Below are 14,385 nucleotides of genomic sequence, written 5' to 3' on the forward strand. Positions count from 1 at the left end.
GTTGGCGTCCGCCATTCGGGTTGCCGCCTCGGCGTCGGAAGCGGCCTGGTCGAACACCCGACGTCCCTGACGGGCAGCTTCGATGGCGGCGCGAAGGGACGCCTTGACCTCGCCAACACTCATCGTGGTGGTCGGTGATCAGCCGAGGACGCTGATGTAGCGGCGTGCCGCCTCCGAACTGCCCTGCACCAGGGCCATTGCTTCGGCCAGGCGCTGCTTGCTCTGTTCGCCGCGGGCGATGGCCTCGGCGATGGTCGGGTGCCCGGTGCCGGCGGAGATGGCGCGTAGCCGGGCCAGCATCTGCTCGGTGTTGTCGGCGGCGGCCCGGATCTGGGTGATGGTGGCGTTGCCCTGCTCGGCGGCCTGCATCAGCGCTGCCTTGACTTCCTCGATGCTGGCCATGCCGCCCTCCGTCTGATGATCGCGCTAACGAGTTCACGTTTGCGTGGTCGGACGGACACTATCGGAGATGAAGGTGGCATGCAGCCCCCGCTGGTTACAGGTACTCGGCGGCCGTGCGCTCCACGTCGGCGATGAACTCTTCAAGCTGCGTCTCGGTGGGATCGCGGTCCTGAAGCAGCTTGCCGAGGAATACGATCTGCATCTGGAGGGCGGTCTCGGGGCTGAGATTGTCGATCAGCCCGACCTCGCCGAGGGCCGCGCGGACGAGGCCTTCCATCTCCAGGGTGGGCAGCGACTCCGTTCCCGGAAATTGGGTGCGAGTCTCGGCGACGAAACGAGCGACGTCGGTGGGGGAGTGAGCGGCGCCGAAGCGGTCGTTGACCGCGATGGCAAACGCTGCGCCGATCACCTGGTTCCCGCCGCGCCATCCGGAGGCCTCGAGCCCGTCCAGGAGTTGGTCCACGGTGCCCCAGTCACGCCGTGCCATCGCGCGAATCAGGTCGCTGAACTCGGTCCGTACGCTCACGATCTCGTAACCTCGCTATTCCCTTGCGGATTGATTGAACGGATCGGTGGACGGCGATGCTCGCCACCAACCCCACCACGACGAGGTGTCCCGCCGCATCCGGTGCTTCGTTGAGGAGACGCTGCCCCACTGTAGGGCCGACCGTCGGGGGTGTTGTGCCGGCTTGTTGCGCCCCTGGTGGGCCCTGCGGACCCCGAATGATCGTGAACGCTTCCCTGGCCGCCGCCACCGACTTTTGGGTGTTCTCCTGGACGTCCTCAACCTTCCTGGTCATCGTACTAAGGAAGGAGGCGACGTTCCTTCGTGCGGAATCGCGCTCGACAGTCTCGGCGAGCAGATCCTCACCGGACGGTGTGGCTGAGTCGGATGGCTGCGTGGTCGGGGCGGAGCCGGGAGCGACCGCATTGGAGTAGGCGGCTACGCGGTCGGCCGCCTCGCTGATCAGGCGGGCGAGTTTGCCGGCCTTCTCGCCAGCGGTCTTGCTATCGGTCACAGCGCCGGTGAGTTCGGGATGCCTGCTGCCCTGCGCTGCACGGGCGTAGTGCGTATTGGCCTGTTCCGCGTCAGCCTGAGCGCGTCGCGCGACAACGGCGGCGCTGTGGAGGGTGTCGATGGCGCTTCTCAGTTGGGCGACGACTTCGCCGATGCTTCCGCTCATCCGATGATGGCGACGTAGGCGGCAGCATGGTCCTTGGCAGCCTCGATTCGGCGAAGCACCAACTCGACTTCGTCGGCAGCCTCACGGAGGGCCTTGCGGGACTGCTTCGCCTCGCCGCGTTCGCTGTCGTGAAGGGCTGCGATGGCCAGAGCGGTTGCGTCGGCGAGCTTGGCGTTGGCCTTCTCGACGCTCATCCGAGCGTTGTCGAGTGCTTGATCGCCCTTCCGGATCGTCACCTTGACATCGCCGATGGTCACTGCCGCACGTTAACCGAACCTGGTCGTCGAGCGCAGCCCTCGCGGCGGGTGGGTGCCCCAGGAGACCCCGAAACACCCACCGAAGCTTCAGCGGGAGACGCGGGTCGAGCGCACGAAGCTTGCCCAGGCGGTGGGGGAGAAGGTGAGGGCCGGGCCGTGCGGGTCCTTGCTGTCGCGCACGGCGACGACGCCAGGCAGGTTGTCGGCGACCTCGACACACTCGCCGCCGTTGCCTGCGCTGCGGGTGCTCTTGCGCCAGGAAGCGCCCGTCAGGTCAACCATGGTGAACCTCCCCGATGATCTTGTTGATCAGTTGGAACGATTGTCCCTCATCAAGAGCGAGCGACAGCAGGCTCGACCAGACCTTCTCATAGGTCGCGAACTCATTGGCACGGTCGAGGTAGAGAGCGCCCGTGATCGCCTCGCTGTAGACCAACGGCGGCTCAGGCGTGCTTCGGTTGCCGAGCGGAAAATCAAGAAGCACGAACTCGCCAGCAACGGTCCCGTGGTGAGGCCCCGCGATCAGGGGTAACACGCGAATCGAGATGTTCGGTAGGCGGGTCAGCCGTAGCAGGTTGTGGAGTTGATCCGCCATGGTCTCTGGGCCGCCTACCGGCCGAAGGAGCACCGACTCGCAGAGCACCACCTGCACCTGCGGAGCTCGTGGCAGGCGACGGGTCAGCAGCGACTGCCGTTGCAGTCGAAGCTCGACCGCGCGTTCCCGGTCGTCGTCGCACATGTCGGGCTGGTCGATGCGGTAGATGCCCCGGGCGTAGTCGCGGCTCTGGAGGATGCCGGGCACGAGACTGTTCTTGTAGAAGCGGAGCTTCGACGACGCGGATTCGAGGCCCACGTACAGCTCGAACCATTCGGGCACGGCGTCGCCGTACGCGTGCCACCAGCCCTTCGCTTTCGTCTCGCCGGCCAGGGAGGTCAGTGCCCGGGTCAGCTCGCCTGTCGCCCCGTACAGCTCGCACATGGCTCGGACGTCGACGCCGCGCACTGAGCCGAGCCCGCTCTCGATCCGCCACACCTTCTGGCGGCTGCACTCCAGTGCTTCGGCGACCGCGTCGAGGGTCGCTCCCGCCTCGGTGCGCAGGTCACGCAGCGCCCTGCCGAGCTGGCGTCGAGGCACCGTCGAGCCCATGTCATCGGCCACCCGGCTCTCCTTCCTGTTGATTTTTGCAACATCCCGACAGCCGTTCTGCAACAGGGGAATGTTGCCCACAAATAGCGGAACAGTGTGAGTCGACATTCATTGCGATGGTGCCTCCGACCTTACAAGATTGGTCCGACATCAGCGATGGACGCGCAATTACCGAGCCGGTGATCGATCAAATAAGAGGAAGGGTGGTGCTGCTTCGTGCGCGCGTTTCTCCGTCATCTCCGGGCCGGGCCACCCCGGCCGGCGCCCTATCGGGCGGCCAACTACGTACCCCTCAAGCCCTGGCAGGTCCGCGGGCGCCGGTTCACCCGCCGTGGCCGGCGTGGCGTGGACGCCGTGGAGGTCGCCGAGTTCCTCGACCGGGTCGCCCACGATCTCGCCGAGGTGTACGCGGCGCTGGGCAGTAGCCGGCGGGAGACCGAGCGGATCAAGGATGCGCTGAGGTGCTGGCAGTCGCGGCGGGCCCGCGAGGACCTGGTGGCCCGCCGATGAGCGCCCGCTGGGTGGCGCACCTGCCGTTCACCGCCGCCGACCTGCCGGCCGCCCAGCAGTTCGCCGGCACCCTGGCCCGCTCGCTGAGCTTCCTCACCGAAGTGGACGCGGGTGAGACCACCGTGTCCGCTGAGGACGCTCAGGGCGTACGCCATCGGGTGTTCTGCGACCTGCCGCTCGACGGCGGCCGGCGGTGCGTGCGGCGGGTGGAACACGACGGTGACTGCGCAACCCGGCGGTGTCGGTGACCACCGTGCCCGTCGTCGTCTGCCCGGACTGCCACGGGGCGACCTTCACGCTGGAACCGTGCCGGTGCACCACCTACGGCGACCGGTTCCTCGCCGACGCCGACGTGCTCGGGCCGCGCCGGGAGGCGTACCGGAGCTGTGAGCAGTGTCGCGGCGCGGGCACCGTCGCTTACCCCTGTTATCGCTGCGGGCGGCGCGGCCGGCGGCGGGCGCAGCTCGTGGTCACCGTCGCCAACCTGGACACCGGCGCGGTCGCTTCCCACCAGGTCGTGCCCGGCGGCCTCGACCCCCACCCCGACCCGGCGGGCCACTGGGTGGTCGACCTTGCTTCCCGGGTACGCGAACTCGCCGCGACCGTCGGCGCGGTCCTGGACGAGGCCGACGTGCCTTCGCTGTGGCTGGACCGGCAGTGGCGGCCCGACCTGCCGGCCGCGCAGCGGTACGAGCTGGAGGCGCACGCCATCCTGCGGGCCGATCACGCCTCCTGGAGGCTGGTGCTGGGCCGATCCACCGCCCCGCCGACCGTTGACCCGGCCGCACAACTGGCCCGGCTGTGCGCGCTGGCCGACCTGCTGCTGCTCGACCTGGTTGTCGAGGTCCGCCGGCAGGGCGTGAGCTTTTGCTGGGCCATTCGATACGAGGTGCCCGGCTCACCGGTGCCGCTCGGGTTGCCCGGCTGGTGCCGGGACCTGCCGGAGGTGTTGGCCGGCACCGACGTGGCCAAGGCGCTCATCGGCCTTGCCGAGCGCGGCCTGGCCGCTACTGCCCGGCTGCTGCACCCCGACTCGCCGCGCCCGCCCGCCGCGCCGGCCGTGGACGTCGACCAACTCGAACGGCGCGTCCTCGCCGACTGCGTCGACGCGGCCCACGGCGACGAGTTGCCCGGCGCGCAGGCCCTGTGGCGCAACGGCCGCTGGTGGCACACGACTCTGCGCACTGGCGAGCCGGTGGAGACCCTCGCGGAGCAGCCCACCGGCCAGGTCGTCCGCCATGTGCGGGTGCCGGTGAGCCGCGGCTACGAACCACCCGACCCGCCCTGGCTGGGTGAACCCGTCCATTGGCGGCCCTGCCCGGACTGCCGACCCCACAGCCGGCTACGCGCCTGCGACTGCCGGCTCGGCGGTCGCGCGGCCGACCCCGACTGCCCGCACTGCTGCGGCGCCGGCCTGCGCCCATCCGCGTTGCACTGCTTCACCTGCGGCGACAACCAGCGGCTGCATCAGACCGTGCTGGTCACCGTCACCGACCTGCGGCACCGGGTGATGCACCTGGCCTGGCAGGCCGGTACGCCCGAAGTGGCTCCGCTGGTCGCCACCCAACCGGGCGGCAGGCCCGTCGTCCAGCTTCCCGACCGTTACCGGCTCGGCTCCTGGGCGGCCGTGCTCGGCACGCGGCCGGACGACCTGGCCGACGCCGACGGCGGGCAGCAGATCGGCAAAGACCTCCGCGACGGTTACGTAACCTTGCCCTGGGCCGGGGCTGACCCGGTCGGGGAGCACGTCCGCAGCGCAGGCCGGGGCACGGCGGCCGGCCGTCTGATCGTGGTGGCGACGCCTCCCGACGCGCCACCGCTGGCCGAGTTGCTGCGGCTCGCCCTCGGCCTTGACCTGACGCTCGTAGTGGCCTTGTGCGACCTGCGGCACAACGCCGCAGACCCACTGCTGGCCGACGGAATGCGCTGGTCGGTCGAGGTGAAGCCGCTTGATGCACCTGTCCGTCCCGACGACTTCCCCTACCGACCAAGTCTTGCCGCCGCGCTCTCCTGGTGTGTCGAGTGCCTGACCGACGCCGTCGCCGGGGCCGCCCCAACCGACCCGAGGGAGTCCATCCCGGTGCCCTGCTCCGGGCCGCGTCATGTCGCCGATCCCGAGCAGGATCTGTTGCGCCTGGCGGCCCGGCACGCCGGGCATGTGGTCACCGTGCGCTTCACCCGCGCCGGCTGCACGGTCCACCGGCACGACGACGACGGAGTACGGCTCCTCGCCGCTGCCCCCGACCTGCGCGATCTACGGTTGACCTGAGGGTCGCCACGCAGCGGTGATCGACACGAGATTGCAGAAATCGGGGTGTCCCGGTCGACGGGACACCCCGATATCGCGGAACTCGTGTTGATCTTGTCGCAGCGGCGGCGCGGCGTTGCCCGGTGGTTACTCCGGGACGCGGCGGTAGGCGCCGTCGCTGGCCGAGGTGGCCATCGAGGCGTACGCGCGCAGCGCCGCCGACACCGGCCGCTGCCGATCGGTCGGGGTGTACGGCTTGTCGCGCTTCTCCTCGGCCACCCGGCGAGCCTCCAACTCCTCGGCGGGCACGTTCAGCTCGATCGACCGGGCCGGGATGTCGATGACGACCTCGTCGCCGTCGCGGACCAGGGCGATCAGCCCGCCGGAGGCCGCCTCGGGGGAGACGTGCCCGATGGAGAGCCCCGAGGTGCCACCGGAGAAACGGCCGTCGGTGAGCAGCGCACAGGAGCGGCCGAGCCCGCGGCCCTTGAGGAACGAGGTGGGGTAGAGCATTTCCTGCATGCCGGGGCCGCCCTTGGGCCCCTCGTACCGGATCACCACGACGTCCCCGGCGACCACCTGCTTGGCGAGGATCGCTGTCACCGCGTCGTCCTGCGACTCGTAGACCTTCGCCGGGCCGCGGAAGGTCAGACAGTCGTCGGGCACGCCGGCGGTCTTCACCACGCTGCCCTCGGGTGCCAGGTTGCCGTGCAGGATGGCCAGCCCACCGTCGGCGGAGTAGGCGTGCTCGCGGTCCCGGATGCAGCCGCCGGCCGCGTCGGTGTCCAGCGACGACCACCGGTTGGTGGTGGAGAACGGCTCGACGGTACGCACCCCGCCCGGCGCGGCGTGGAACAGCTCGACAGCCGTCGGGGTGGGGGAGCCGCCGCGCACGTCCCAGTCGGTCAGCCACTGCGCCAGCGAGGGGGAGTGCACGGCGTGCACGTTCCGGTTGAGCTGCCCGGCCCGGTCCAGTTCGCCGAGGATCGCCGGGATGCCGCCGGCCCGGTGCACGTCCTCCATGTGGTAGTTCGGCGAGTTCGGTGCGACCTTGGCCAGGCACGGCACCCGGCGGGAAATCGCGTCGATGTCGGTGACGCCGAAGTCCATCTCCGCCTCGCGGGCGGCGGCCAGCAGGTGCAGCACCGTGTTGGTGGAGCCGCCCATCGCCACGTCCAGGGCGACAGCGTTCTCGAAGGCGGCCTTGGAGGCGACAGTACGCGGCAGCACCGAGTCGTCGTCGCCGTCGTACCACCGCTTGGAGATCTCCACGACGGTCCGGCCGGCCTCGACGAACAGTGACCGGCGGGCGGCGTGGGTGGCAAGTGTCGAACCGTTGCCGGGCAGCGCCAACCCGATCGCTTCGGTGAGGCAGTTCATCGAGTTGGCGGTGAACATGCCGGAGCAGGAACCGCAGGTCGGGCAGGCGGAGCGTTCGATCTCACCGAGCTGCTCGTCGGTGACCGCCTCGTTGGAGGAGGCGATCATCGCGTCGATCAGGTCGATCTTGCTGTGCACAACGCCCTCGATCGCCATCGTCTTGCCGGCCTCCATCGGGCCGCCGGAGACGAAGACGGTCGGGATGTTGAGCCGCAGCGCGGCCAGCAGCATCCCGGGGGTGATCTTGTCGCAGTTGGAGATGCAGACCAGGGCGTCCGCGCAGTGCGCGTTGACCATGTATTCGACCGCGTCGGCGATCAGCTCACGGCTGGGCAGCGAGTAGAGCATGCCGCCATGGCCCATCGCGATGCCGTCGTCGACAGCGATGGTGTTGAACTCCCGGCCCACCCCACCGGCCTCGGCGACCGCGTCGGCGACCAGGCCACCCATGTCCTTGAGGTGTACGTGACCGGGCACGAACTGGGTGAAACTGTTGGCGATGGCGACGATCGGCTTGCCGAAATCGTCGTCGGTCATCCCGGTGGCCCGCCAGAGGGCCCGGGCGCCGGCCATCGTCCGACCGTGTGTGGAAGTCCTCGACCGCAGCTCAGGCATGCATACCAGCATGACACCGTCGACGCACCGGCCCGCCCCCGTATCTGCCGTGTCCCAACAGATGCACACTCAGCCCCCCATGACGTGCGCCCATCCGGCACTCTTGGAGGCGTGCATTTTCCACCGGGCATGGTCGCTGTCGCGGCGCTCAGCGGGCTCGTCGCCGCGGTGGCCGCCGTGCTGCTGACCGTCGTCGCCCGGCGGCGGGCGGTGCCGCGTCGGCCGGCACACGTGCTGCTCGCAGGCGCCGCCGGAGTTGCCCTGCTCAGCCTCCTGGCCGGGGTGGTCGCCACGCTCAGCGCGAACGACCACTGGGCCCACGAGCAGGGGCAGCGCACCGGTTGGGCGACGATGGTGGCGATCGGCGCAGCGGTGAGCGGGCTGGCCTTCGCGGCTGGTCTGCTCCGGCTGCCCGGGGTGGCCGCCACCGCGGCCGGGACGGCCCGGCTCGCCCTGGACGGCCTGGTCATGGCGGCGGCGCTGTGGTTCGTCGGTTGGGTGCTCTTCTCCGAGCCCACCAGGTTGCTCGGTGCGGCCACCCCGATGGCCTGCCCGGCGATCCTGGTGGCCACTGTGAGCGCCGCGCTCAGCGCGGGGCTCGTCGTGATCATCGTCTTCCGGGCCGCCACCCCACGTCGACGGCTCGCCGCGCTCGGCGCCGGCATCAGCGCGGTGACCTGCGGTGGGCTGGGTCTGAGCGCCGGGCTCTGCCAGGCCGGGCCGACAATGGCGCTGACCGGCGCGGTGGTGCTCGCCGCCGGCCTGCTGACCGTGGCGCTCACTGTTTACCGGGCCGACCGGCCGGGGCAGATCGACCTTGACCTGGTCGGTAGCGACGGCGAGTACGCGATCGCCCCGATGCTGGCGATGGCCGCCTCGGCCATGTACCACCTCGCCCAGGACGGCCGGTTCACCGCGGCGGGCATCGTGGCCGGCAGCGTGGAGGGCTTCGCCCTGGTGGCACGGCAGTACCTCACCCTTCGCGACGTCCGGGGGTACGCGAGCCGCCTGGCCGAGCGGGAGGCGCACTTCCGTGAGCTGGCGCACACCGATCCGCTGACGTCGTTGGCCAACCGGCGCGGGCTGCTTCGGGCGCTGCACCGCAACGCCGCCGACCACAACCCGTGTGTGCTGCTCGGCCTGGACCTGGACGGCTTCAAGAACGTCAACGACATGCGGGGCCACGACGTGGGCGACGCCGTGCTGGCCGAAGTGGGCCGGCGGCTGCGCGGCAACCTGCGCCCCGGCGACGTGGCCGCCCGGCTGGGTGGCGACGAGTTCGCCGTACTCATGCAGGGCCGGCCGGTCGAGGCGGACCGGGTCGCCGAACGGCTCCTCGGGGTGATCAACCGCCCCTACGACCAGCCGGAGGGGCCGGTCTTCCTGTCGGTGAGCATCGGGGTGGCCGACTGGGCCGACGAGCCCGACGTGGAGCTGCTGCTGCGCCACGCCGACCTGGCGTTGCGCTACGCCAAGCAGCGTGGCAAGAACCGCATCGAGCGGTACGACGCCGCGTACGACCAACTGCTGCGCCGGCGTACGACGGTGGAGCACGAGCTGCGCGGCGCGATCGACCGCGACGAGCTGCGGTTGGCGTTCCAGCCGGTGGCGTCGCTGCCGTCGGTGCGGCCGGTCGGCGCCGAGGCGCTGCTCCGCTGGCACCATCCTGAGCTGGGCAACGTGCGTCCGGACGAGTTCATCCCGCTCGCCGAGGAGTGCGGGATGATCGCCCCGCTCGGTGCCTGGGTGCTGCATCAGGCCTGCTACCAGCTCTCCCGGTGGCTCGCGGACGGGCACGACGTCTGGGTGTCGGTCAACGTCTCCCCGCGCGAGCTGCACGCCCCGGAGTACGTGGTCCAGGTCGCCGAGGCGCTGCGCGCCCACCACGTGCCGCCGCAGCGGCTGGTGCTGGAGGTCACCGAGCACGCGGTCGCCACCGACCTGGACGAGCTGATCCGGCGGCTGACCGCGCTGCGCTTGACCGGTGTCCGGATCGCGCTCGACGACTTCGGGGCCGGTTACTCGTCGCTGGGGCAGCTGCGTCGGTTGCCGATCGACATCCTCAAGATCGACCACAGCCTGGTCGCCGAGCACGAGCCGGTCCGCCCGGTCGGCCAGGACGGCCCGGCGTTCGCCCCGATGGTCGACATCGTCATGCGCCTAGGTCACCAGTTGGGGCTGGAGGTGATCGCCGAGGGGGTGACCACCCCGACCGAGTTGGCCGCGGTGGTGGCGGCCGGTTGCCGCTTCGGCCAGGGCGCGCTCTTCGGCTGGGGCGTGCCGGCCGAGCACCTGGAGGCGATGCTGGAGGCGGCCACGTCACCGGGTGCGCGTCCCGCTCCGGTGCCCGCGCCACGCCGCGTTCCGGGTATGTCCGGGCAGCTCAACCCGCCCGCCGATGGCGCGTCGCCGGTCGACGCGCCGACCTCCGTTAACCAACATGTGGGATCAGTTGACTCATCGCGTGAGATGCGTCAGGCTTAGCCGCATGTCGTCGTACCGGTCGCTGCGAGTACTTACCTGAGCGCACTCTCCCTCACCGAGAGTGCGCTGGCCCCGTGCATCTGCACGAGGGCCGTTTTTATTGCCATCGGAACCTGGCGAGCGGGCCCCGCCCGCGTCGCATCGCTTGACTAGCCACCAGCCACTCCAGCCGAAGGCCAGAACCGCCATGACGAGACCCACGCCCGAGACCCTCGCCCACACCGCCCGCCGGGCCCGCGCGACCGCCGACCCGACCGTCGACGTCGACCAGGCCGCCACGCGCACGGCCAACCCGGCCGCCCCGGCGGTACGGCCCGCCGCCGCGACCCCGATCTCCGGGGCCGGCTCGCTCGTGCGGTCCCTCGAGGCGCTCGACGTCGACGTCGTCTTCGGCATTCCGGGCGGCGCGATCCTGCCGGCGTACGACCCGCTCTACGACTCGACGGTCCGGCACATCCTGGTGCGGCACGAGCAGGGCGCGGGGCACGCGGCAACCGGCTACGCGCAGGCCACCGGCAAGGTCGGGGTCTGCATCGCCACCTCCGGCCCGGGCGCGACGAACCTGGTCACCCCGATCGCGGACGCGTACATGGACTCGGTGGCGATGGTGGCCATCACCGGGCAGGTGGCCAGCCCGTTGATCGGCACCGACGGCTTCCAGGAAGCGGACATCCAGGGCATCACCCTGCCGATCACCAAGCACAACTTCCTCGTGCAGAACGCCGAGGAGATCCCCCGGGTGCTGGCCGAGGCGTTCCACCTGGCCAGCAGCGGGCGACCCGGCCCGGTGCTTGTCGACATCCCCAAGGACGTGCTCCAGGCGTCGACCACCTTCTCCTGGCCGCCCACCCTGGACCTGCCCGGCTACCGGCCCACCCTGCACCCGCACGGCAAGCAGATCCGGGAGGCGGCGCGGCTGATGGCCGCAGCCCGACGCCCGGTGCTCTACGTCGGCGGCGGGGTCCTCAAAGCCGGTGCCACCGACGGGCTGCGGCGGCTGGCCGAGCTGACCGGCATCCCGGTCGTCACCACGCTGATGGCGCTCGGCGCGTTCCCCGACTCGCATCAGCAGCACCTGGGGATGCCCGGCATGCACGGCACCGTCGCCGCGGTCTACGGCCTGCAGAAGGCGGATCTGATCGTCGCGCTCGGCGCACGCTTCGACGACCGGGTCACCGGCAAACTGGACTCGTTCGCCCCGGACGCGGTCGTGGTGCACGCGGACATCGACCCCGCCGAGATCGGCAAGAACCGGCACGTGGACGTCCCGATCGTCGGCGACGCCAAGCACGTCATCGACGAGCTGATCGCCGCTGTCACCGCCGAGCGGTCGTCGGGGCGCACCGCCGACCTCGCTGACTGGTGGACGCAGCTCGACGACCTGCGCAACCGTTACCCGCTGGGCTACGACGAGCCGGTCGACGGGACCCTGTCCCCGCAGTACGTGATCAAGCGGCTGGGCGAGATCGTCGGCCCGGACGCGATCTTCGTGGCCGGGGTGGGCCAGCACCAGATGTGGGCGTCGCAGTTCATCTCCTACGAGAAGCCGTACACCTGGTTGAATTCCGGCGGTCTCGGCACGATGGGTTACGCGGTGCCGGCGGCGATGGGCGCCAAGGTCGGCAAGCCGGACACTGTGGTCTGGGCGGTGGACGGGGACGGCTGCTTCCAGATGACCAACCAGGAGTTGGCCACCTGCGCGTTGGAAGGCATCCCGGTCAAGATCGCCGTCATCAACAACGGCAACCTCGGCATGGTCCGGCAGTGGCAGACGCTCTTCTACAACGAGCGCTACTCCAACACCGAGCTCGGCACCCACAAGCACCGCATCCCCGACTTCGTCAAGCTCGCCGAGGCCCTGGGCTGCGTCGGGCTGCGGTGCGAGAGCGCCGATGACGTGGACAAGACCATCGCCGCCGCCATGGAGATCAACGACGCCCCCGTGGTGATCGACTTCGTGGTCGGCAAGGACGCGATGGTCTGGCCGATGGTCGCCGCCGGCACCAGCAACGACGAGATCATGTTCGCCCGTGGCGTCCGCCCGGTCTTTGACGAGGATGACATCTAATGAGTGAGCGAAGCGAACGAATCATCAAGCTCAGTGTTGCGCATGGTCATGCCATGACCGAGCGAAGCGAGGCCGTGGCATGACCATGCACACCCTGTCCGTGCTGGTGGAGAACAAGCCGGGCGTGCTCGCCCGGGTCTCCGGCCTGTTCTCCCGGCGCGGCTTCAACATCGACAGCCTCGCGGTCGGCGAGACCGAGAACCCGGACGTCTCCCGGATCACCATCGTGGTCAACGCGGAGTCGTCCCCTCTGGAGCAGGTCACCAAGCAGCTGAACAAGCTCGTCAACGTGCTCAAGATCGTTGAGCTGGATCCCCAGGTCTCGGTCGCCCGGGAGTTGCTGCTGGTGAAGGTGCGCGCCGACCGGGCTGCGCGGTCGCAGGTGCTGGAGACCGTCAACCTGTTCCGCGCCCGGGTGGTCGACGTCGCACCGGACACACTGACCATCGAGGCCACCGGCACCCCGGACAAGCTCGACGCGCTCCTGCGCGACCTCGAGGCCTTCGGCATCAAGGAGATGGTCCAGTCCGGGCTGGTGGCCATCGGGCGCGGCTCGCGTTCGATCACCGCCGGTCCCGCGCTGCGGGCCGCCTGACCCGCCACCGGTCGGCCTCGGCCGACCGTCCGGCGCATTCATCCGCACAGACCACGACGGGCCGCCCCGGCCGTCGTACGAAAGGGAAGTTCTCATGAGCGTTGAGGTGTACTACGACGACGATGCCGACCTCGGCCTGATCCAGGCCAAGAAGGTCGCGGTGATCGGCTACGGCAGCCAGGGCCACGCCCACGCGCTGTCGCTGCGCGACTCCGGCGTCGACGTGGTGATCGGCCTGCCGGAGGGCTCGAAGAGCCGTCCCAAGGCTGAGGAGCAGGGCCTTCGGGTGCTCACGCCGGCCGAGGCCTCGGCCGAGGCCGACGTGATCATGGTGCTCGCACCGGACACCGCCCAGCGCAAGATCTATGCCGAGTCGATCGAGCCGCACCTGGCCCCCGGCAAGGCGATCTTCTTCGGCCACGGCTTCAACATCCGGTACGGCCTGATCAAGCCGCCGGCCGAGGTGGACGTGGCGATGGTCGCCCCCAAGGGCCCCGGCCACCTGGTCCGCCGCCAGTACAGCGACGGCAAGGGCGTGCCCTGTCTCGTCGCCGTCGAGCAGGACGCCAGCGGCAACGCGCTCGCGCTCGCCCTCGCGTACGCCAAGGGGATCGGCGGCACCCGTGCCGGCGCGATCAAGACCACCTTCACCGAGGAGACCGAGACCGACCTCTTCGGCGAGCAGGCGGTGCTCTGCGGCGGCGCCTCGGCGCTGGTGCAGACCGGTTTCGAGGTGCTCACCGAGGCGGGCTACGCCCCGGAGGTCGCCTACTTCGAGTGCCTGCACGAGCTGAAGCTGATCGTCGACCTCATGTACGAAGGCGGCATCGCGAAGATGCGCTACAGCATCTCCGACACCGCCGAGTACGGCGACCTGTCCCGCGGCTCGCGCATCATCGACTCCCGGGTCAAGGACGAGATGCGCAAGATCCTGAGTGAGATCCAGTCCGGCGAGTTCGCCCGCGAGTGGGTCGCCGAGGACGAGGCCGGCCGGCCCAACTTCACCAAGTGGCAGGCCGAGGGTGCGGCGCACCCGATCGAGGAGACCGGCAAGAAGCTGCGCGGCATGATGAGCTGGGTCGACCGCCCGATCACCGAGACCGCCTGACCCGTCCGACCGACGATCCACCGACAGCCCCTGGGCCGGCGCTCTCCCCAGCGCCGCCCCGGGGCTGCCCGGCATGCTGCCGCCCGTCGATACGTCGGGCGGCAGTGTTCGTGTGCCACGACTCTCCCGCAGTGACCGGCTGACCAGCGCCGCCGGTGCTCGGCGCGGCCGGAGCAACAGTGTCGGTGCGGTGAACGGCCGATGTCCGTCGCTCGACCGGGCGTGTGAGGGCACTCACCCCGAAGACCGGAACACGCCGACCAGCGGGGCCCCTACGATCGCCTGTAGGTGCAGCAGCCGGCACCTGACGGCCACGGCACGGATCAGCGCAGGGCGCAGTGCGGCGCCCCCGCCGCCCGGGCCGATCGCATACACGACCTCTACGAG

The 14,385-nt window shown here is 70.2% G+C and carries 14 protein-coding genes; 7 read left to right on the plus strand and 7 right to left on the minus strand.

What is annotated here, in order from left to right; genetic code table 11:
• Positions 1 to 138 precede the first annotated feature (138 nt).
• The 6 genes from ACLQ3F_RS00430 to ACLQ3F_RS00455 form a co-directional block, all read right to left on the minus strand.
• Positions 139 to 402: a hypothetical protein gene (locus ACLQ3F_RS00430; protein WP_425845014.1), complete on the minus strand. Its 264-nt coding sequence runs from the start codon at positions 400 to 402 to the stop codon at positions 139 to 141.
• A gap of 94 nt (positions 403 to 496) precedes the next feature.
• Entirely contained in the window at positions 497 to 928 is a 432-nt protein-coding gene (locus ACLQ3F_RS00435) for a hypothetical protein (RefSeq protein ID WP_425845016.1), read from the minus strand.
• Positions 876 to 1,586, minus strand: coding sequence for a hypothetical protein (locus ACLQ3F_RS00440; protein WP_425845018.1), 711 nt, complete (start codon positions 1,584 to 1,586; stop codon positions 876 to 878). The genes ACLQ3F_RS00435 and ACLQ3F_RS00440 overlap by 53 nt, the downstream gene beginning before the upstream one ends.
• A complete protein-coding gene (locus ACLQ3F_RS00445) occupies positions 1,583 to 1,843 on the minus strand; it encodes a hypothetical protein (protein WP_425845020.1) in 261 nt (86 codons plus the stop codon). The genes ACLQ3F_RS00440 and ACLQ3F_RS00445 overlap by 4 nt, the downstream gene beginning before the upstream one ends.
• 87 nt (positions 1,844 to 1,930) lie before the next feature.
• Positions 1,931 to 2,125 carry a DUF397 domain-containing protein gene (locus ACLQ3F_RS00450; RefSeq protein WP_425845022.1) on the minus strand — a complete coding sequence of 65 codons (195 nt, stop codon included), beginning with the start codon at positions 2,123 to 2,125 and terminating at the stop codon, positions 1,931 to 1,933.
• Positions 2,118 to 3,098 (minus strand): helix-turn-helix domain-containing protein, encoded by a 981-nt coding sequence (locus ACLQ3F_RS00455; protein WP_425845024.1) that lies wholly within the window; start codon positions 3,096 to 3,098, stop codon positions 2,118 to 2,120. Before ACLQ3F_RS00455 ends, ACLQ3F_RS00450 begins: the two co-directional genes overlap by 8 nt.
• Before the next feature lie 108 nt (positions 3,099 to 3,206).
• Between ACLQ3F_RS00455 and ACLQ3F_RS00460 the strand changes: the two genes are divergently transcribed.
• Genes ACLQ3F_RS00460 through ACLQ3F_RS00470 form a run of 3 tightly spaced genes read left to right on the plus strand, consistent with a single transcriptional unit; the run spans position 3,207 to position 5,769 of the window.
• Entirely contained in the window at positions 3,207 to 3,500 is a 294-nt protein-coding gene (locus ACLQ3F_RS00460) for a DivIVA domain-containing protein (RefSeq protein ID WP_425845027.1), read from the plus strand.
• A complete protein-coding gene (locus tag ACLQ3F_RS00465) occupies positions 3,497 to 3,748 on the plus strand; it encodes a hypothetical protein (protein WP_425845029.1) in 252 nt (83 codons plus the stop codon). The genes ACLQ3F_RS00460 and ACLQ3F_RS00465 overlap by 4 nt, the downstream gene beginning before the upstream one ends.
• Complete coding sequence (locus ACLQ3F_RS00470; protein ID WP_425845031.1) at positions 3,745 to 5,769, plus strand: hypothetical protein; 2,025 nt, start codon at positions 3,745 to 3,747, stop codon at positions 5,767 to 5,769. Before ACLQ3F_RS00465 ends, ACLQ3F_RS00470 begins: the two co-directional genes overlap by 4 nt.
• Positions 5,770 to 5,895: 126 nt before the next feature.
• Here ACLQ3F_RS00470 and ilvD read toward each other — a convergent pair whose 3' ends face one another.
• A complete protein-coding gene (gene ilvD, locus ACLQ3F_RS00475; RefSeq protein WP_357200844.1) occupies positions 5,896 to 7,743 on the minus strand; it encodes a dihydroxy-acid dehydratase in 1,848 nt (615 codons plus the stop codon).
• A 129-nt stretch (positions 7,744 to 7,872) separates the two neighbouring features.
• Here ilvD and ACLQ3F_RS00480 point away from each other — a divergent pair, with 129 nt between their 5' ends.
• The 4 genes from ACLQ3F_RS00480 (at position 7,873) to ilvC (ending at position 13,998) form a co-directional block, all read left to right on the plus strand.
• Positions 7,873 to 10,227: a putative bifunctional diguanylate cyclase/phosphodiesterase gene (locus ACLQ3F_RS00480; RefSeq protein WP_425846136.1), complete on the plus strand. Its 2,355-nt coding sequence runs from the start codon at positions 7,873 to 7,875 to the stop codon at positions 10,225 to 10,227.
• A 187-nt stretch (positions 10,228 to 10,414) separates the two neighbouring features.
• Positions 10,415 to 12,295 carry an acetolactate synthase large subunit gene (locus ACLQ3F_RS00485; protein ID WP_425845033.1) on the plus strand — a complete coding sequence of 627 codons (1,881 nt, stop codon included), beginning with the start codon at positions 10,415 to 10,417 and terminating at the stop codon, positions 12,293 to 12,295.
• 79 nt (positions 12,296 to 12,374) lie between these two features.
• On the plus strand, positions 12,375 to 12,890 hold the full coding sequence (ilvN, locus tag ACLQ3F_RS00490) for an acetolactate synthase small subunit (protein ID WP_088991111.1): 516 nt from the start codon (positions 12,375 to 12,377) through the stop codon (positions 12,888 to 12,890).
• Positions 12,891 to 12,984: 94 nt separating this feature from the next.
• Complete coding sequence (gene ilvC, locus ACLQ3F_RS00495; RefSeq protein ID WP_425845037.1) at positions 12,985 to 13,998, plus strand: ketol-acid reductoisomerase; 1,014 nt, start codon at positions 12,985 to 12,987, stop codon at positions 13,996 to 13,998.
• Positions 13,999 to 14,385 lie beyond the last annotated feature (387 nt).

Source organism: Micromonospora sp. DT15, from assembly GCF_049841475.1.
In the GTDB taxonomy this organism is placed as follows: Bacteria; Actinomycetota; Actinomycetes; order Mycobacteriales; family Micromonosporaceae; genus Micromonospora.